Here is an 18,842-nt window from a genome sequence, read left to right as displayed (position 1 = left end):
GGCGTCGGCAAGCTGCCGTTCAACACCGATGGCGGCGGGCTCTGTAGCAACCATCCGGTCAACCGCGGCGGCATGACCAAGATCATCGAAGCCGTGCGCCAGCTGCGCGGGCAAGCGCATCCGAAGGTGCAGGTGCCGAACTGCGATCTCGCGATAGCGCACGGCACCGGCGGACTGCTGGGCGTCCGCCACGCCGCCTCGACCTGCATTCTGGAGCGCGTGTGATGACTGAAGCAAAGAAATATCCGGCGCCGGTGACCAATCCGGAAAGCGCGCCGTTCTGGGACGCGGCCAAGCAGGGCAAGTTCATGATCAAGCGCTGCACCGCGTGCGGCGAGCCGCATTATTTTCCGCGCACGATCTGCCCGTTCTGCTTCTCGGATAAGACAGTGTGGGAGGAGGCGTCGGGCGAGGCGACCATCTACACCTACAGTCTGATGCGGAAGTCGCCGACCGGACCCTATGCGATCGCCTATGTGACGTTGAAGGAGGGTCCGTCGATCCAGACCAACATCGTCGATTGCGACTTCGACAAGCTCAAGATCGGCCAGAAGGTGAAGCTGGTGTTCAAGCCGACCGAAGGCGCTCCGCTGCCGTTCTTTACGTTGGCTTGATGGAGATCGTAGGGTGGGTTGAGCGAAGCGATACCCACCAAGGCTTGCGCAACCGATGATGGGTATCGCTTCGCTCAACCCATCCTACGGATTTGACGACTGTTCGCGCGGCTGTCGCCAATCGGACGGTGCGCCTCTCCCCTTGTGGGAGAGGGTGGCGCGCGAAGCGCGGCGGGTGAGGGGTCTCTCTCATCCTCGAACTGAAAGTGAGGATCGCGGCGCGAACCCCTCACCCAAGCGAGTTTGACGCTGGTGCCGCTGTAGCCCTCTCCCGCAAGGGGAGAGGGCGCATCAACCGGCACCGCGGATGAGAAAACAAGAGGCGGGAGGAAACTCACAACATGCCGATCAATTACGATGAGCTGATGGCCATGACGAGCCTCGGCCAGAAGTACAGCTACGGCGATCGCGAGGTGATGCTCTATGCCTGTGGCATCGGCATGGGCGCCGACCCCATGGATGAGAAAGAGCTCGCCTTCGTCAACGAGGCCACGGCCGAGCCGCGGCCGTTGAAGGTGGTGCCGACCTTTGCCTCCGTCGCGGCGTGGGGCGCAGGGCCCGGCGACATGAAGCTGAACCGGGTGATGGTGGTCGACGGCGAACGCGACATCACCTTCCACAAGCCGCTCGCGACCGCCGCAAACATCACGGCGGATTCCTCGGTGCTGGCCGTGTCAGACAAGGGGAAGGACAAGGGCGCGGTGATCCGGCACCAGACCATCCTGCGCGACGAGCAGGGTGAGCCGCTGGCGACCTTGATGGCCTCGCGCTTCGCCCGCGGCGATGGCGGCTTTGGCGGCCCCTCCGGCGGCATCCCCGATCCGCATCCGGTGCCGACCCGCGCACCGGACCGCAGCATCGACATTGCGACCCGGCCGGACCAAGCGCTGGTCTATCGCCTCTGTGGCGACCGCAACCCGCTGCATTCCGATCCCGGCTTCGCCAAGCGCGCCGGCTTCCCGCGGCCGATCCTGCACGGCATGTGCACCTACGGCATCACCTGCCGCGGCGTGCTGCAGACCTATGCGGATTACGACCCCGCGGCGTTCAGGCAGCACGCGGCGCGGTTCTCCTCGCCAGTCTATCCCGGCGAGATCGTGACCATCGATCTGTGGAAGGACGGCGAGGTGATCTCGTTCGAGGCCAAGGTGAAGGCGCGGGGCGTCACCGTGATCAAGAACGGCCGGACGGTGTTGGGTTGACGCTCACGTCAGAACGCGGATGCTTGCTCAGGCGTCATTGCGAGGAGCGAAGCGACGACTTGTCCGCCATAGCCCGAAGGGCGACGGCGGAAGCAATCCAGAGTCTTCGACTGGGCTCCTGGATTGCTTCGCGTCGCTCGCAATGACGGCGAGAGGGCGCCCGGAACGACAACAATAACAGGGAGGACACCAATGGGATTGCTCGACGGCAAGGTGGCGATCGTTACCGGCGCGGGCGGCGGCTTAGGGGAGGCTTACGCAAAGCTGTTCGCGCGCGAGGGTGCGGCGGTGGTGGTCAACGATCTCGGCGGACCGCGCGACGGTTCCGGTGCGGACCTCACGATGGCCGAGCAGGTGGTCGCCGCGATCAAAGCCGAGGGCGGCCGGGCGGCCGCCAACGGCGCCGACATCTCGACGATGGAAGGCGGCCAGTCGGTGTTCAACGACGCGATCAAACATTTCGGCCGTGCCGACATCCTGGTCAATAATGCCGGCATCCTGCGCGACCAGACCTTTCCCAAGGCCAGCGAGGCCGATTTCGACAAGGTCATCAAGGTGCATCTCAAAGGCACCTTCTGCTGTACCCTGCCGGTGTTCCGTTGGCAGCGCGAGAATGGCGGCGGCGTCATCGTCAACACCTCCTCGACCTCGGGCCTGATCGGCAATTTCGGCCAGCACAATTACGGCGCCGCCAAGGGTGGCATCTGGGGCCTTTCCAACGTGCTGGCGATCGAAGGCCGCAAGTACAACATCCGGGTCTGGACCCTGGCGCCGGGCGCGCTCACGCGCATGACCGCGGACCTGCCGCGCTATAAGGAGAACCCGGGCGCGGCGCTCGGGCCTGATGGCATCGCGCCGGCGGTGCTCTACATGGTCTCCGACCTCTCCGGCGACCAGACCGGCAAGGTGCTCGGTGTCTCCGGCCCGCGCGGCGTGCGGGAGATGCGGATGATGGAGATGGACGGCTGGAAGCCGCCGTTTACGGGCTGGAAGGCGGAGGATATCGTCAGCCACGCCAAGGAGATCTTCTTCTCGGAGGAGCAGATCAAGATGGGCGCGCGGCGTTTCTAAGGTAACGCGTCGTTCCGGGGCGATGCGCAGCATCGAACCCGGAACCTCGAGATTCTCGGTGCGCGATTGCGCACCTGAGGGTTCGCGCTTTGCGCGCCCCGGAATGACAGATGAGAAAGCAGAGACACACATGACCAAACTCACCGCCGACGCCAAGGGCACTTTCGCGATTGCGCCGACCCCGTTCCATGATGACGGCCGCATCGACGAGGCCTCGATCGACCGCCTGGTCGATTTCTACGGCGAGGCGGGCTGTGACGGCATCACCGTGCTCGGCATCATGGGCGAGGCGCCGAAGCTCGACGCCGCCGAGTCCGAGCAGGTCGCGGTGCGCTTCGCCAAGCGCGCCAAGAACATGCAGATCATCGTCGGCGTCTCCGCGCCGGGCTTTGCCACCATGCGTGCGCTGGCGCAGAAATCGATGGATGCCGGCGCCGCCGGCGTGATGATCGCGCCGCCGCCATCCTTGCGCACTGACGACCAGATATCAGGCTATTTCAAGCAGGCGCAGGACGCGATCGGCACCGACATTCCCTGGGTGCTGCAGGATTATCCGCTGACGCTGAGCGTGGTGTTCACACCATCCGTGATCCGCAGGATCGTGATGGACAGCCCATCCTGCGTGATGCTCAAGCACGAGGACTGGCCGGGCCTGGAGAAGATCTCGGCCTTGCGAGGGTTCCAGAAGGACGGCTCGCTGCGTCCACTGTCGATCCTTTGCGGCAACGGCGGCCTGTTCCTCGATTTCGAGATGGAGCGCGGCGCCGACGGCGCGATGACCGGCTACGCCTTCCCTGAGATGCTGGTCGATGTCGTCAAGCTGTCGCGCGAAGGCAAGCGCGATGCCGCGCATGATTTGTTCGACGCGCATCTGCCGCTGGTTCGCTATGAGCAGCAGCCGGGCGCCGGCCTCGCGGTGCGCAAATACGTGCTGCAGAAGCGCAGTGCGATCGCCTCCAGCGCCCAGCGCAAGCCGGCCTCCGCCATCACCGCCGCCGCCAAGGCCGAGGTCGACTATCTGCTGTCGCGCGTGGCCCGTACTGACCGCCGCGCCAATCTGCAACCGCAATCGAGCGCCGCGGAGTAGGCGATGACCGAGCCTCGAGCCGTCCGTCAGGCCTCGACCGTGCTGCTGCTACGCGACAATGCGGCGGCCGAGATCGAATTGTTCATGATGGTGCGCCACCACCAGATCGAGTTCAATTCGGGCGCCCTGGTGTTTCCTGGCGGCAGCGTCGATGCGAATGACAAGGAGATCGCGGCTCGGCCGGAACTGTATTCCGGCGGCGGGGGGCTGGATGCGGATGTGCTCGGCTTCCGCATCGCCGGCGTTCGCGAGACCTTTGAGGAGAGCGGCATCCTACTGGCACGGGCGAAGGGCTCCGGCGTGCTGATCGATGCCGCCAGGGCACGTCAGATCGAGGCCGCGCATCGCGTCGCGCTGTGCGAGGGCAAGACCTCGTTCCTCGACGTCGTGGCCGGCAACGACCTGGTGCTGGCGCTGGACGCGCTGGTGCCTTACGCGCATTGGATCACGCCGGAAGGCATGCCGAAGCGGTTCGACACCTGGTTCTTCCTGGCGGCCGCGCCGCCGGACCAGCTCGGCGTCCATGACGGCAAGGAATCCACCGATTCGATCTGGCTGTCGCCACGCGAGGCGCTGGCCGGCGGCGAGAGCGGTCGTTTCAAGCTGCCATTCCCGACCACAAGGAACCTGATCCGGCTCGGCAAGCAGGCCAATGTCGCTGCGGCGCTGACCGATGCCAGAGGCATGGACATCGTCACCGTACTGCCGGTGATGACGAAAACCCCCGATGGCGGGCGCCAGCTGCGCATTCCCCGCGAAGCCGGCTATGATGGCGAGGTTTTCGAGGTCGGCGCGGTGGGCTAAGGCATTAGGGATGTAGCGTAATGTTGCATCCCCCGCATCATTTTGTTCGTAATTCGTTCTCCAGGCCGCGGCGCGGCTGATATATAGTGCGGTTCCGAACCGGATCCCGAAGAGTATGCCAGCAGCGTTCGCGGCGGTTTTCAATCGTATCAGGTCGATGTCCCTGTCAATCGGGCAACTGACCTTTGGCAGCTTTCTGCTGCTGCTCGCGGTGATCGCTGCGACCAGCATGGCGAGCGTGGTCGCGATCCGGCATATCGACGCCACCTTTGCCGAGCTGCAGCGGCTGCAGGACGTCGGCGACCTCGCCGAGGAGATCGACCGCCGCATGAACGAGCTGCGGCTCGCCGCGCGTGATTTCGTCACCGATCCCGGCGCGCGCTCCGACCGCGTGTCACCGGCAGCCAGCGAGCTGAGCGCGCTTTTGAAGAAGACCCGGCTCGGGCTCGCGCCGGAACAGCAGGCGATGATCGACGGCGTGTCGCAGCGGCTGGCCAATTATCGCGAGGGGATCGATCGCGTCGGCGCGCTGATCGCCCACCGCGCCGAGCTGCTCAATACGCTGCCGGCGACGCGGGTCCGGTTCGAGGGGGCGATCGCCGAGGTCCCGGACCGCAACACGGCGCGGGCGCTGTTCCGGCTGCAGAACCAGATCAATGGCGCGCTGCTCGCGCATGACCCGGCCGCCGCCGAGCAGGCGGCGCGGAGCATGAAGGCGTTACAGGTCGACGACGCCAATCTGCGCACCGCCGCCGACAGCTATGCCGACGGCATTATCGCGATCGCAGGCACCGAGGACCAGATTGCACGCCTCGACAAGGAGGTGCTGGGCACCGAGGGCCGGCTGATCGGCCGTGTCACCGAGCTGCTGCGGGCGCTCAGCGCGCAGCAGGGCAAGGTGCTGTCGCGCGATTTCGCCCGGACCCTGGCCGAGACCAAATGGCAGAGCATCATTCTCGGCACCTCCGGCGTGTTGATCGGCATCTTCGCCGCTTTGTTCGTGGTCCGGCGCACCGTGCGGCCCCTGGTCTCGATCGCCGGCTCGATCCGTGCGCTTGCGGCCGGAGAGAAGGAGGCCTCGATCCCAGGGACCGATGTCGAGAACGAAATCGGCGATATCGCCCGCGCAGCCGAGGTGTTCCGCCGCACCCTGGTCGAGGCCGATGCCGCCCGCGAGGCCGCGGTGCGCGCGCTGGCCGAGCAGCGGCTGGCGGAGGAGAGCTATCGCAAGCTGTTCGAGGCCTCGATCGACGGCATCTATGTCACGACCCCCGGCGGCCTGATTGTCAACGCCAACCCGGCGCTGGCGCGGATCATGGGCTACGACTCGGCCGAGCAGCTGATCCGCTCGGTCGGCGATGTCGCCGAGACGATCTACGTCCATCCGGAGGCGCGTGAGGAATTCCAGGCCTTGATGGCGCGTGACGGCATGGTGCGCGATTTCGAGTACCAGGTGCGCCGGCGCGATGGCGAGATCCGCTGGCTGTCCGACAGCTCGGCCGCGGTGCGCGACGATGACGGCGAGGTGGTGCGCTATGAGGGCAGCGTGCGCGACATCACCGACCAGAAGCGCGCCGAAGAGGCGATCGCCGAAGGCCGCAAGTTGCTGCAGGAGGTGATCGACACCGTGCCGGCGGTCATCAACGTGAAGGACCGCAACCTGCGCTATGTGCTGATGAACCGCTATATGGCGGGCATTTTCAGCGTCGATCCGAAGGATGCGCTCGGCCGCACCACCGGCGAATTGATGGCGCGCTACGGCGCCGACAAGACCGATGCCAACGACAAGCGGGTGCTGGCGACCAAAGGCGGGCTCGGCTTCTATGAAGAGGAGTACATGGATTCCGCCGGCCATATGCGGCAATGGCTGGTCAACAAGATGCCGTTGCTCGATGCCGGCGGTGAGATCGACCGGATCGTCACGGTGGCGCTCGACATCGGCGCACGCAAGAAGAGCGAGCGCGAGATGCTCAAGGCCAAGGACGCCGCCGAGACCGCGCTGCGCAATCTGCGCGAGACCCAGGCTTCGCTGATCGAGGCGGAAAAGCTGGCGGCCCTGGGACGGATGGTTGCGGGCGTCGCCCACGAGGTCAACAATCCCGTCGGCATCAGCCTGACGGTGGCCTCCGCGCTCGAACGCAAGACCGAGCGGTTCGGCGAAGAGGTCGCGCGCGGCGAGCTCCGGCGCTCCAGCCTGAACGATTTCCTCGACACCAGCCGCAACGCGGCGGGGCAGCTCGTCGCCAACCTCAACCGTGCCGCCGAACTGATCCAGTCATTCAAGCAGGTCGCGGCCGACCGCAACTATTCCGACCAGCGCAGCTTCGATCTTGCCGATCTCACCGAGCAAGTGGTGATGAGCCTGCGGCCGGGCCTGCGCAAGCACAACCTCACGCTCAATGTCGACTGTCAGCCCAATCTCGTGATGAACAGCTATCCCGGTCCCTATGGCCAGGTGCTGACCAATTTGTTCCTCAACGCGGTTTCGCACGCCTTTCCTGATGGTCGTCAGGGCATGATCACGATCCACGCGCGCGAATCCGGCCGCGACAATGTCGAGATCGTGTTCTCGGACAATGGTTGCGGCATGAGTCTCGACGTCCGCCGTCGCGCCTTCGATCCATTCTTCACCACTCGCCGCGACCAGGGCGGCACCGGGCTCGGGCTGCACATCGTCTACAACATCGTCACCAACCGGCTCGGCGGCCGGCTGGATCTCGCGTCCGAACCGGGTGAAGGCACGCGGATCCAGATCATCCTGCCGCGCACCGCGCCATTGGAGCAGGCCGCGGAGTAGGGATCAATCAGGCACGATCAGGTATACTTCTTGTCGCGCTCTAAAAGCTCGATCGAGATGCCCTGCGGCCCGCGGATGAAGCAGATGCGCACGCCGGGCCGGATCGTGGTCGGCTCGGTGGTGAAGATGACGCCCTTGGCCTTGAGCTGGGCTGCCGCCGTGTCGATGTCCTTCACCGCGAGGCCGAAATGATCGAGCCCTTGATGGGGCGTCACCGGCGACTCGTTGACGCCGTCGCCCGGTTTGACCGGCGCGATGAAGATGCTGGCACCGCCGAGCTTGACGTCGATGCGGCCGGGGTTGCGGATGATCTCGCCGCCGAGCATGTCCTGGAGCCAGGTCGCGGTCGCCTCCGGGTCGGAGGTGCGCAGGTGGATATGATCCCAGGTGACGTTCAGCATAGGTGCGATCTCTCTCGAAGTGGCAGGCTGAGAAAACGGGTGGGGGTCGCACGTTAGCTGCCGATGTCCTTCAAGGCCATCCCCCGGTCACGGCATTCGAAGCCGGCTTGCGGATTCGCCTTCTAATTGTCGATTTCGCATGCAACCATCGCAGCGTTCGCGGGTTGACGCTCCAAGCGCGCCCATGCGCTGATCGATGGTGCTGAGATGAGCACTGGGCTCTGTCGTTCGTTGTGGCGCCGATTCAACCGGATCGGTTCTTCCCTTGGCAGGCCGCGCGAGGCCGGAGCAGGGCGCCTGAAAATATTAACCGCACTCGCAGTGGCGCTGGTGCTGCTGGTCGGGGCGGGAGCTTGGCTCGTCATATGGGTCGACGATAGCGAGAGCGCTGACGGTGGCCTGATCCACGTCGCGGGCGACGTGACCGACACGACCTCAGCCAGCCAATCGGTAAAGCCGAACGCTTCCGGTCAGGCCAACGGCAATCAGGCCAACGCAAATCAAACCACTGGAAGCGCTGATCCGTCGACTGTGGGAATGGCAGTTCAGGGCGGAGCAACTCCGGCCACGACGGCGCCTGCAGCGGCCGCCGGCCAAAGCCAGGCCTATGCCGCGCCCCAGCCGACCGCACCGGAGGACAAGCCAACAGCGTCGCTCGAGCCACCGGCTGTTAACGGCCTGCGGATCTCCTCGCAGTCCTGGCGCAGGGGCGGGCTCGGCTCGAAGGCGCTGGTGACCTTCACGTTACGGAACGACAATCCCTACGCGGTCAAGGATCTCGAGCTCGCTTGCGCCTTCAGCCGTCGCGACGGCAGTCACCTCACGGATCGTGCGCGGATCGTGCCAGGTACTGTGAACATGAAGAGCCGCAAGACCTTCACCGCCTTTCACGTTGGCTTCGTCAACGTTAACGCCAGCAAGGCAAAATGCACCCTGGTGGCCGCGAGCAAAACCTAATTAAGTCACGCAAAGTTTCCTTCCGTGTTTGAACCGGCGTGACCATGTAGGGAACATATTCTCGTGGTCCCCCGTTGGGGGATGGTCCGGCGAGCCCCGCGCGGACGGAGTGGTACGGTTATGCCCGTTTTGCGCTATTTCGTGTTTGTCGGTGGGGCGCTGTTGGCGCTGCTGTTTGTCTGTAATGCAGTGGTCGCGCCAGTCCCGCTCCCGGCAACACTAAAGTCCGGCTCCGATCTGCCGACGATACGGATCCGATCCGAGCGCAAATGGCCCGAGCGGGTCGTAATCGACACCACCGTATCGAGGGCGCTGGTCGAGACCGCCCAAGCGGATGCGATCAAGGCTGACATAGCCAAGGCCGACCTTGCCAAGGCTGCCCCTGCGTTGCAGGCTAGCACTATGGCTGACACGCAGAAGACGAAGGTGCGCGACGCATTCGCGCAAATGGGAACGGTAGCGCCAAAGGGCATATCTCCCGCAAAGCTGGTCGACAATGGCGCTATCAAAGCGGCCGAGCCGGCCACACTCAAAGTTGCCGACGCCGCTGTGCCGAAGGTGACGGAAACCAAGACCAAGCCCGAGCCTAGCCGGACCGAAGCGAAACCGAAGCGCAGAATTGCGAAGGCCCATGCATCACGCCCAATGATGCTGGTCGCCCAGCAGCCGCAACCGCATTTCGGCTTCTTCGACTCGATCTGGTGAAGGCCGGGTCCGCTCGGCCATCGATGATCCCTCTCAGCGCGGCATATGCCGTTGCTTTGCTTGACTAGCTTTCGTGGCCTCTCAAGCCGCTCCGGCGCGCCAGCGATGTGATGCTTGGGGGGACGATCTCTGGCGCGATCTTTAAGGGCAGGCTTTCGAAGTCCGGTGTGCGGCCCGTCGAATGGAATTGACTGGCGTCTTCTGCAGCGCTGCCGCTGCGTCGAGGAGAATTCTGCCTGCGCCGGCACATCGCGACGTCATTGAAGAAGTCACACAATCAGCGCCATCGGGCGCCGCTTACCCTGCAGATGCAGGAAATGGTGCGAGCCCTTCTCGGATGGCTTGGCGGCAGAGAAGCTGCACGAACTTCCATATTGGCCGCTAGCTGCGACGGCGCCACGGCTTCGATCCGATTAGGTCAGTGTGCGCGCGCGCGCCTGAGCTGCTCCTGGGCGTCCGACGCCTCTGGGACCAGACTCGCGTCAAGGTGGCGTGTGGAGTCTTTTTCGACAATCTCGTACCCACAATCATCGAGCCAGGCGATCAAACGGTCGGCCATGGCGTAGTCCCAGCTGGGGTAGGATCGGGCGATGACTTGGCGTGGTGTAAGCTTGCGAGACATGCTTGTACCCTTCGACCTTCTCGGCTCCCGCCCGTCAACCTGGAGACCGAGCGGTGGTTCCGGATACCATTTGTCGTGGCGGGGCGACAGCTGCACATATGGATGCGCAGCGAGCGTTCTGCCACCGTCGTTAGCGATTGGTTGCATCACGAGGTCGTAAGGTTCGGGCTTTTCGCAGGCGCTCGTATGACGTGCTCGTGATGTCGCGAGGACGCCGATCCGGCGGAAGGTGAGAGAGACGTCAGCTCAGCAGGCGTGCATGAGTTCGGGCAACGTCGGCTGATCCAGCAGAGGGGCGACGACGTCGGTGTTGGTCTCCGACTTCTGCACGATTTGGTAGCCGCAATCCTGGAGCCACGCGATCAGTCGATCGGCCATGGCGTAGTCCCAGGTTGGGTAGGAGCGGGCGATCACTTGGCGCGGCGTAAGCTTACGAGACATGACTAAATACCTACCTGTTTCCTCCGCCTGCCCGCCCGAGAAACCCCGGGCAAGATCACGATCCACCAGTTGTGCGGAAAGGCCTTGATGGACTTGCGGGCAGCTCTTTTTTAGCTGCTTTAGCTCTTCTCTAATCAGCAAGTTCCGCTTTTTTTAGATGAAAATCGGCTTTTTTTGTTACGGCGCTTCGCAATGTGAGTGCATGCGGCTCCGCGTCGCGCTGCGCGTTCGACATTTCGATACGCCGACGTCATACAGCGGCCATCGGATATAGCGCGCACCTGATACTACTACGATAGTTAGTCGAGATTGCAGCTCGCGCGATTGCTTCATCTTGCTGCGGCGCTCAAGCATTGCGGTCGTGCGTTCTTACTGCCGCGCGTTGTTCTTGCGACGAGATCGGAAGCTATCCGCACGTCTTCCGTGCCAGCGATCTCTCAGCCCGTGCAGCGAGATTGCGATCTTCGAGCGCGACGGTATCAGCAGCGCCGGCCTGGATGAGAGATTGGCGTTGGCGGCACTCCCGCGTCATGGCGCGGTATCGCCCCCACATGATTGGCGATCTGGATAGCGGCGAGCCCGACGCTGCTGGAGGCCGCCATCACGCCGCCATCACGACGACGATAGCGCGATCGTTCCGCTGACCGCGTTGGATAACGGCTTCGATCCGGCAGTCCCGATTGGCGAGCTGGAGGACAAAGCGCTTCCGATGGCGTTCGCTCGCCCGAGAAGCTTATTGCGCTTGGGGATTGGCAGAGGATCAGCTGGGGTCGGTGCCCGCTACGTTGTACGGAAATGGCGCGCTCGGAAGGATTCGAACCTCCGGCCCTCGGAATCGAAATCCGATGCTCTATCCAGCTGAGCTACGAGCGCATCTGCTCCGGCCGCGAACGTCCGGCCAGCGGCTTTTCGGATACCAGACTTGAGCGGGGAGGGCCAGCGGTGCTGTCCGCTCCCGGAGAAGATAATCCCGTCTGCGGGATGTCCGCCGCGCGTCTCACGCGGCATGACCGTCAGAAGCAGGGATGGCGGCGGCCGTCTTGGCCAAGATAGGCGGCCGCGCTCTGATAGCAGTGGTTGGTCGAAGGACCATCATAATAGGCGAAGGTGCCCGGCAGCGGGCCCGGGCCATAATTGTGCAGATAGCTGATCGGATAGGGCAGGCCGAGATAGCCGTGGTGCCAATGATGATGATGACGGTGCCGGGCGTGCGCTTCCGAGAGAGTGGGAACAAGACTCGCTGACACAATCAGGGCGGCGAGGACCAATTTCGATGTGCTCATCTTGCTTTTTTCTCCGGAACTCGGGCCAACGCCCCACTTTGCCGAGGACAATCTAACCCGAACACGCCGCAAAAGCTGCGGAAAAACAGCGAAACGGTGGCCGCATTGCCAAATTTTCGACCGTTTCTCAATGCTTAACCGATTCATAACAGAGTCTGGCAAAAGTCTTTGCGACGAAGGATCTGGGGTTAGCGCCTGCTGAAGATCGATTGGGGTCCCGTCCGCTGATGCGCCGCCTGCTTCCGCTGCTGCTGCTTACGTTGAGCCTCGCCTCGCCGGCGCGCGCCGATATGCACATCACGCGCGACCACGGCGGCTATATTGAGGAATACAAAGCCAGGTATCAGCACGTCCGCGATACCCATCAGCGCGTCATCATCGACGGCATCTGCAACTCGGCCTGCACGCTGGTGTTCGGCATCGTGCCGCTGAACAAGATCTGCGTCACGCCGCGTGCCAGCATCGGCGTCCATGAAGCCTATTACGACAAGTCGTTCACGTTCGGGATCAAGGTGACGAGCCTCGAGGGCACTTCGGAATTGATGTCCTATTATCCCGACCCCTTGAAAGACTGGATTCGCCGCAACGGCGGGCTCACCACCGAGATGAAGAAGATCAAGAACGGGGCCGAACTCTGGAAGATCGTCGATCCCTGTCCGGACGCCTGGTAGGCGAGGGGCCCATCAGGGCTTGGTCGTCGAAGGCCGTGATGCCGCCTGGTTGGCTTCGGTGGAGACCAGCAGCACGGGTACCCGCGATCGGGCCAGCACCGCGGCCGCAACGGATCCGAAATCCAACGTCTCGCCCTGCAGCCGGTCGACGCCCAGCACGACCAGATCGGCACCCGCCGTATCGATCTCCTGCAGGATCGCCCGCTCGGGCGCGGCGCTGGCGTGAACGCGTGTCGTGACCGCAAGCTCGTAGCGTGCAGCGATCGCCGCCGTCTCCCTCAGAACCTGAGACGCACGCTCCTGCGCTCCATCCGTCGTCCCGCGGCGCGTGCCTTGATCGCGCGTGGTCGAGACGTAGATGAGGTGGAGCCGGGCTGCGCGGACGCGGGCAATGGCGATCGCGACCTCCGCGCCGCGCCGCGACACGCCGCTGCCGGACACCGGCACCAGGATGCGAAGATCGCCCGTTAGCAGCGTACCGTGGCCGCTGTCGGCGGCTTGCACCAGCGCCAACGGCCCCTCGAAGCCGGCTGCGAGTTCCTGCAGCGGGCCGCTGAAGCGGCCATCCGCCGTCAGCACCGGAGAGAGGCCGATCAGCAGCAGGTCGAACCCCTTGCGCGCCTCGTCGGCAACCACCTCGCGCAACGTCGTTCTGAGTTTTGGCTCCGGGACACGCGTGGTCACGTCGATCTCGCCATGCACGCCGCCTTGCCGCGCCGCCTCCTTGACGATCGTCTCCGAGCTTTCCGCAGCGTGCAGATGAGGATCGACCTGAAACACGGTGGTCGGCAGCGCTCGGGGCGCGGCGAGCCAGCCCGCAACCTTGGCGGCGAGCTCGGCATTGCCGCCGTCATCAACCGCCAGCAACAGCCGTTCGAGGTTGCCGACAAAGCCCTTGTCCTCGAATTCCTCGCGATCGAGCCGGTCCTGCTCCTCGCGGCGCGGCGGCAGCCGGGCTAGCGCGCCGCGCAGCATCGGCGGCATCGCGAGCGTGGTCAGGATCGCCATGGTGACGATCATCGAGAACAAGTTTTGCGTCAGCACTCCCATCGACAGGCCGATCGAGGCGATGATCACCTCGGTCGAGCCGCGCGCGTTCATCCCGCTGGCGAGCGCCAGGGATTCCCGCCGCGTCAGGCCGCCCGCCGCACCGCCGGCCAGGGCGCCGGTGAACTTGCCGACGCTGGCGATCACGATCAGCGCGGCCGTGAACAGCAGGAGTTCGGGGCTGCCCAGCTTGGTCAGGTCGGTGCCGAGGCCGGCGAGGCCGAAGAACACCGGCATGAACAGGCTCGCGATCAGGCCGCGCAGCCGTTCGTCGATCTGCTTGGTCAGGATCGGGGACTCACCGACCAGGACGCCCGTGATGAAGGCGCCGAGCACCGTATGGACGCCGATCAAATGCGTGATCAGCGCCATTGTGCTCATCAGGAGCAGGATCACGGTGACCACAGGCGAGGCGCTGACGAGATGGTCGTTGGCGAGGCGGATCAGCTGGAACACCAGCCGCCGTCCCAAGGTGAAGCTGAAGACCAGGAAGGCGATCGTGCCCAGCAGCGCCTTGCTGATCGAGGCGAGATCGATGCTGCCCTGCGAGGCCAGGCTGAAGATCACAGCGATGATGATCCAGCCGAGCGTGTCGTCGATGATCGCGGAGGCCACGATGATCTGGCCGACATTGCGGCGCATGAAGTTCATCTCCCGCACCACCACAGCGACGATCTTGATCGAGGAGATCGACAGCGCGGTGCCGAGAAACAGCGCCGCGACCAGCCGCGCTTCCGGACGCGGCAACAGGCCTTCCGGCATGAACTCGCCGAGCGCGAAGCCGCAGGTGAACGGCAGCACGATGCCGAACAGCGAGATCGTCACCGCGGGGCGGCCGACCTTACGGACCAATTTGAGATCGATCTCCATCCCGGTCAGTAACAGCAGCAGCAGGATGCCGAACTGCGCGATGCCGTCGAGCATCGCCTTCTGCGCCGGATCATGCGGAAAGATCGCGACCTGCGCCGACGGCCAGATCCAACCGAACAGCGAGGGCCCAAGCACCAGGCCGGCCAGCAACTCGCCGATCACCGAGGGCTGGCCCATCCGCTGCATCACTTCGCCGAGCCCGCGGCCGACGCCGATCAGCAGCGCGATCTGGACCAGCAGCAGGAATTCGGAGCCGGCTTTGCCGCCGCCGCCCTCGTCGGCATAAGCGAGCGACACGGTCAAAACAGTCACGGTCAAAACGGAAACGACGCCGCCCCAGGTGACCATAGCGGCATTGAGACGGAGCCACCGGCCAGCGACCGCCCTCGTGGACCGCATTGCGTCCTGCCTATCCATGCGCCGGGCTAAGCCGGTCCGCCGGATTAAGTTCCACGCGCCGCAAGGGCGCGTGGCCGTCCGCATTCACACCCTTGAAACGAGGCAATCCAGCACCGGACAGTCCCCACTCGGGCGCTGGATTGCATCGCGGAAGCAGGCGGCCCATTCCGGCCATGCTTCCTTCGGGCCGCGACCGTCTCAGCCCTTCTTGTAGCCCTTCTTGGCCTTCTTTGCTTTCTTGGTGACGGCTTTCTTGGTCGCCTTCTTTGCAGTCTTCTTGGTGGTCTTCTTCGCCGCCTTCTTGGCGCTCTTCTTGCCCGAGGTCTTGGTTGCGGCCTTCTTGGCCTTGGCTGCGGCGCGCTTCGGAGCAGCCTTCTTGGCAGGTTTGGAAGCGGGCTTGGCGGCGCGGCGGACCTTCTTGATCACGGTCGCGACGGCTTCCTTGGCAGCGTCGGCGGCGGAGTTGATCGCATCCGTCGCCTGGTCGATGAGTGGCGTGTCGTCCATCGGATCCCCCGATCTGTTGATAACAACGGTAACGATAGCTGGATTCTTCGAGCTGTCAAAGCGAACAACAAACTACTCATCCCTTGCGTGCGCGTGCGTAGGCGGCCAGCGCGCGTTCGCGGGCCATCTTGTGGTCGACGATCGGGGCCGGATAGTTGCCGTCGAGCGTGACGCCGGCGCTCGCCAACTCAACCGGCGTGGCGCTCCAGGGACGCTGGATCAGGGGCGCCGGCAGCGCCGCAAGCTCGCCCACCCAACGCCGGACATAGGCGCCGTCCGGATCGAATTTCTCGCCTTGCAACACAGGGTTGAAGACGCGGAAATAGGGCGCTGCATCGGCGCCGGAGCCCGCGACCCACTGCCAGCTCGCCGGATTGCTGGCAGCATCGGCATCGACCAGCGTGTCCCAGAACCAACGCTCGCCATGGCGCCAGTCGATCAGGAGATGCTTCACCAAGAAGGACGCCACCACCATCCGGACCCGGTTGTGCATGGTGCCGGTGTGCCAGAGCTCGCGCATGCCGGCATCGACGATCGGATAGCCGGTTCGGCCGCGCTGCCAGGCCCGTAAGCCCGCATCGTCGTGCCGCCAGGGGAAGGCGTCGAAGGTGGCCTGCAGGTTGCGGGTCGCGAGATCAGGCCGGTCGTGGAGCAGATGCCGGCTGAACTCGCGCCAGCCGAGTTCGCTCATGAATTTGTCGATGCCGCCAGCCGTCACCGGCCGCGCCGCGGCGGCAAAGCGGGCGGCGTGCCAGACCTGCCGCGGGCTGATCTCGCCGAAGCGCAAGTGCGGCGAGAGGCGCGACGTGCCGTCCTGGTCGGGACGGTCGCGGTCGGCGACATAGGTCTGCACGGTGGTTTCGAGGAAGGAGGCCAGGCGCGCTTGCGCCGCGCGCTCGCCGACCTGCCAGGTCTCGCGCAGGCCGCCGGCCCAGTCCGGCGCCGTCGGCTCGAGTTCGAGCTGCTCCACGCTGAGACCGGAGATGCCGGCGACGGGCGTGAGCGACTTTGGCGCCGGCAGCGTTTGTGGCGGATCGCCCAAAGCGACCAGGCGTTTCCAGAACGGCGTGAACACCCGCGGGCCGCGGCCATCCTTGCCGCGCAGGCGCAATGGATCGACCAGCAAATCGTCGGCAAAGCTGTTAGATTCGATCCCGAGCATCGCGAGCGCCTCGTCGACGTCCTTTGCCACATCGCGTTGCGGCGCCTGGGCGACGTCGTTCCAGAACACGGCGCTCGCATTGCTCTCGCGCGCCACCGCCGGCACGACGGTCGCGGCCGCGCCGCACCGGAGCACCAGGTCGTTTCCGATTTCGCGCAGCCTCGTTTGCAAGGACCGAAGCGATTGCGCCAACCACCAGCGCGTGGCGCCGCCGAGCGGACGCAGGCCCGGACTGTGCTCGTCGAATACGTAGAGGCAGATCACGGGGGCGCCGCGCTCCGCGGCGGCGGCCAGCGCCGGGTGATCTGACAGTCGCAGGCTCTCGCGGAACCAGACGATAATGGGCAAAGCGGTCATGCTTGCAGGTACCGTTCTGCCGGTCCGGTGGTTTTCACCGTAGTTTCACGGTGACGCAAATTAATCGGGATGAAAACCGGATCACGGAATTTGGGATGGATTGGCATTTTGATAGGTCGAAACTCTTGTCCGTCAAGCTCAAGCTCGGGACCAAGGCGCTGCTTGGCGCCGCCTTCGTCATCGCTCTCAACACGGCGCTCGTGGTCGGCGCGGCCTATTGGTCGCTGTCCTCGGACTTCAACGCACGCGCCAAGCGCGACATCGAGGACAATCTGCGCACTTTGGCGCTGACCTTCACGGAGGTGTTTCCGGACGCCAAGGTGACCCTGCAGGACAATATCGTCCGCCAGGTCGAGATTGCAAAATTCCCCGAGCTCAAGGATCACGGCATCGTCGATCGCGCCGTCGGCTATGTCGGCGGCAACGCGACCCTGTTCGCCTATGACGACGCGGGCGACCAGTTCGTGCGCCGCTCGACCAACGTCAAGAAGGAGAATGGCGAGCGCGCGGTCGGCACGCATCTCGCCGCCGATCATCCCGGGCAGGCGCTCCTGCGCCATGGCCAGGCTTATACGGGACCGGTGAACCTGTTCGGCAAGTCGTTCATGACCACCTATTTCCCGGTCACCAATCCCGCGGGCAAGGTGATCGGTATCCTTTATGTCGGCATCCCGATGGCGCAGCTCGATGCGATGCTGACGCAGGCGATGCGGACCATGATCATGGCTGCAGGCTTCGCAGCGTTGCTGGTTCTCTGCCTCACGCTCGTGGTGGTACGGCGTGTCACCAAGCCGCTGGCGGCAGTGACGCATGCGCTGACCGCCATTGCGGAAGGGCGTAGCGATGTCGCGATCGATTGTGATGATCGCGGCGACGAGATAGGCGAGATCGCCCGCTCGTTGGCCGTGTTCCGCAGCGCCTCCAGCGAGCGCCGGCGCATGCGCGAGGAGCAGGTGGCATCGATCGAGGCCGCCGCCGAGCAGCGCAAGGCAGAACTGCGGCGCTTCGTCGACGGCTTCCAGGATTCCGTTGGCGGCATCATCGATCACGTGCTGAGCTCGTCGGGTGAGTTCGAGCGCGAGGCGCGCCAACTGACGCAAACCGCGCGCGCCACGGCGGACTTGTCCGGCCAGTCGGCCGGCGCGTCGGAAGCTGCCTCCGAACATGTCCGCACCGCGGCCGCGGCCTCGGACGAACTGTCCGGGTCGATCGCCGAGATCGGCCGCAGGGTGCGCGAGTCCAACGAGATCGCGGCCGAGGCGGTCAAGCAGGCCAGCGCCACCGACCAGCGCATCAAGGAACTGTCGGAAGCCGGCGCCCGGATTGGCGACGTCGTCAAGCTGATTACCTCGATTGCCGAGCAGACCAATTTGCTGGCGCTGAATGCGACCATCGAGGCGGCTCGCGCTGGCGATGCCGGCCGCGGCTTCGCCGTGGTCGCCCAGGAGGTCAAGACCTTGGCCGGCCAGACGGCCAAGGCGACCGAGGAGATCTCCAGTCAGATCGCCAACATGCAGACCGTGACCCAGGAATCGGTCGACGCCATCAAGGCGATCGGCCACACCATCGAGCGCATCAACGGCATTGCGACCTCGATCTCGGCCGCGGTCGAGCAGCAGCGCGCGGCAACGCAGAATATCACCCAGAGCGTCCGCTCGGCGGCAAGCGGCACGGCCGAGGTCGTCAACACTGTCCGCAGCGCTGCCCGCGGGGCCGACGAGACCGGCGAGAGCTCGAACAAGATGTTTGCCTCGGCACAGTCGCTGTCGGGAGAAAGCCTGCGACTCAAGGCCGAGGTCGACAAATTCCTCGACGGCATGCGGGCGGCGTAAGCCGCCTGTCGTT

At 64.6% G+C, this 18,842-nt stretch carries 18 protein-coding genes and 1 tRNA gene; 11 read left to right on the top strand and 8 right to left on the bottom strand.

Features of this window, described 5'->3' with window-relative positions; genetic code table 11:
* The 7 genes from WA702_RS15770 to WA702_RS15740 form a co-directional block, all read left to right on the top strand.
* Nucleotides 1–225, top strand: a 225-nt coding sequence (locus WA702_RS15770; protein WP_425111460.1) for a thiolase C-terminal domain-containing protein, incomplete at its 5' end; no start/stop codon positions are given.
* Nucleotides 225–614 (top strand): Zn-ribbon domain-containing OB-fold protein, encoded by a 390-nt coding sequence (locus WA702_RS15765; RefSeq protein ID WP_425111459.1) that lies wholly within the window; start codon nucleotides 225–227, stop codon nucleotides 612–614. The genes WA702_RS15770 and WA702_RS15765, both read left to right, overlap by 1 nt.
* A 341-nt stretch (nucleotides 615–955) precedes the next feature.
* Complete coding sequence (locus WA702_RS15760; RefSeq protein WP_425111458.1) at nucleotides 956–1,816, top strand: MaoC/PaaZ C-terminal domain-containing protein; 861 nt, start codon at nucleotides 956–958, stop codon at nucleotides 1,814–1,816.
* A 192-nt stretch (nucleotides 1,817–2,008) separates the two neighbouring features.
* On the top strand, nucleotides 2,009–2,887 hold the full coding sequence (locus WA702_RS15755) for an SDR family oxidoreductase (protein WP_425111457.1): 879 nt from the start codon (nucleotides 2,009–2,011) through the stop codon (nucleotides 2,885–2,887).
* Between the two features lie 130 nt (nucleotides 2,888–3,017).
* Nucleotides 3,018–3,974, top strand: a complete 957-nt coding sequence (locus WA702_RS15750) for a dihydrodipicolinate synthase family protein (RefSeq protein WP_425111456.1) — start codon at nucleotides 3,018–3,020, stop codon at nucleotides 3,972–3,974.
* 3 nt (nucleotides 3,975–3,977) lie between these two features.
* Nucleotides 3,978–4,778 carry an NUDIX hydrolase gene (locus WA702_RS15745; protein WP_425111455.1) on the top strand — a complete coding sequence of 267 codons (801 nt, stop codon included), beginning with the start codon at nucleotides 3,978–3,980 and terminating at the stop codon, nucleotides 4,776–4,778.
* 115 nt (nucleotides 4,779–4,893) lie between these two features.
* Nucleotides 4,894–7,575 (top strand): PAS domain S-box protein, encoded by a 2,682-nt coding sequence (locus WA702_RS15740; RefSeq protein ID WP_425111454.1) that lies wholly within the window; start codon nucleotides 4,894–4,896, stop codon nucleotides 7,573–7,575.
* Between the two features lie 17 nt (nucleotides 7,576–7,592).
* Here WA702_RS15740 and WA702_RS15735 read toward each other — a convergent pair whose 3' ends face one another.
* Nucleotides 7,593–7,976, bottom strand: coding sequence for a VOC family protein (locus WA702_RS15735; RefSeq protein ID WP_425111453.1), 384 nt, complete (start codon nucleotides 7,974–7,976; stop codon nucleotides 7,593–7,595).
* A 321-nt stretch (nucleotides 7,977–8,297) separates the two neighbouring features.
* Here WA702_RS15735 and WA702_RS15730 point away from each other — a divergent pair, with 321 nt between their 5' ends.
* On the top strand, nucleotides 8,298–8,933 hold the full coding sequence (locus WA702_RS15730; RefSeq protein ID WP_425111452.1) for a hypothetical protein: 636 nt from the start codon (nucleotides 8,298–8,300) through the stop codon (nucleotides 8,931–8,933).
* 162 nt (nucleotides 8,934–9,095) lie between these two features.
* Nucleotides 9,096–9,638, top strand: coding sequence for a hypothetical protein (locus tag WA702_RS15725; protein ID WP_425111451.1), 543 nt, complete (start codon nucleotides 9,096–9,098; stop codon nucleotides 9,636–9,638).
* Nucleotides 9,639–10,056: 418 nt separating this feature from the next.
* Here the strand turns inward: WA702_RS15725 and WA702_RS15720 are convergent, their stop codons facing one another.
* The 4 genes from WA702_RS15720 to WA702_RS15705 form a co-directional block, all read right to left on the bottom strand.
* Nucleotides 10,057–10,260: a hypothetical protein gene (locus WA702_RS15720; protein WP_425111450.1), complete on the bottom strand. Its 204-nt coding sequence runs from the start codon at nucleotides 10,258–10,260 to the stop codon at nucleotides 10,057–10,059.
* A gap of 246 nt (nucleotides 10,261–10,506) precedes the next feature.
* The gene (locus WA702_RS15715) at nucleotides 10,507–10,701 is read right to left on the bottom strand and encodes a hypothetical protein (RefSeq protein ID WP_425111449.1); all 195 of its coding nucleotides are present in this window, start codon (nucleotides 10,699–10,701) and stop codon (nucleotides 10,507–10,509) included.
* A gap of 796 nt (nucleotides 10,702–11,497) precedes the next feature.
* Nucleotides 11,498–11,574: transfer RNA gene (locus WA702_RS15710), tRNA-Arg, on the bottom strand.
* A gap of 140 nt (nucleotides 11,575–11,714) precedes the next feature.
* A complete protein-coding gene (locus WA702_RS15705) occupies nucleotides 11,715–11,984 on the bottom strand; it encodes a hypothetical protein (RefSeq protein ID WP_425111448.1) in 270 nt (89 codons plus the stop codon).
* Between the two features lie 227 nt (nucleotides 11,985–12,211).
* Between WA702_RS15705 and WA702_RS15700 the strand changes: the two genes are divergently transcribed.
* Complete coding sequence (locus WA702_RS15700) at nucleotides 12,212–12,655, top strand: hypothetical protein (protein WP_425111465.1); 444 nt, start codon at nucleotides 12,212–12,214, stop codon at nucleotides 12,653–12,655.
* A gap of 12 nt (nucleotides 12,656–12,667) precedes the next feature.
* Here the strand turns inward: WA702_RS15700 and WA702_RS15695 are convergent, their stop codons facing one another.
* The 3 genes from WA702_RS15695 to WA702_RS15685 form a co-directional block, all read right to left on the bottom strand.
* On the bottom strand, nucleotides 12,668–14,920 hold the full coding sequence (locus WA702_RS15695) for a cation:proton antiporter (RefSeq protein WP_425111464.1): 2,253 nt from the start codon (nucleotides 14,918–14,920) through the stop codon (nucleotides 12,668–12,670).
* Between the two features lie 249 nt (nucleotides 14,921–15,169).
* Entirely contained in the window at nucleotides 15,170–15,478 is a 309-nt protein-coding gene (locus tag WA702_RS15690; protein ID WP_425111447.1) for a histone, read from the bottom strand.
* Nucleotides 15,479–15,554: 76 nt separating this feature from the next.
* Nucleotides 15,555–16,997: a cryptochrome/photolyase family protein gene (locus tag WA702_RS15685; RefSeq protein ID WP_425111446.1), complete on the bottom strand. Its 1,443-nt coding sequence runs from the start codon at nucleotides 16,995–16,997 to the stop codon at nucleotides 15,555–15,557.
* 95 nt (nucleotides 16,998–17,092) lie between these two features.
* On the opposite strand from WA702_RS15685, the gene WA702_RS15680 reads away from it, so the two are divergent.
* Nucleotides 17,093–18,829: a Cache 3/Cache 2 fusion domain-containing protein gene (locus tag WA702_RS15680; RefSeq protein ID WP_425111445.1), complete on the top strand. Its 1,737-nt coding sequence runs from the start codon at nucleotides 17,093–17,095 to the stop codon at nucleotides 18,827–18,829.
* Nucleotides 18,830–18,842 lie beyond the last annotated feature (13 nt).

It is taken from the genome of Bradyrhizobium sp. (assembly GCF_049798375.1).
In the GTDB taxonomy this organism is placed as follows: Bacteria; Pseudomonadota; Alphaproteobacteria; order Rhizobiales; family Xanthobacteraceae; genus Bradyrhizobium.
Note: the sequence above shows the minus strand (reverse complement) of the source record. Positions and strands in the feature narration are given on the sequence as shown.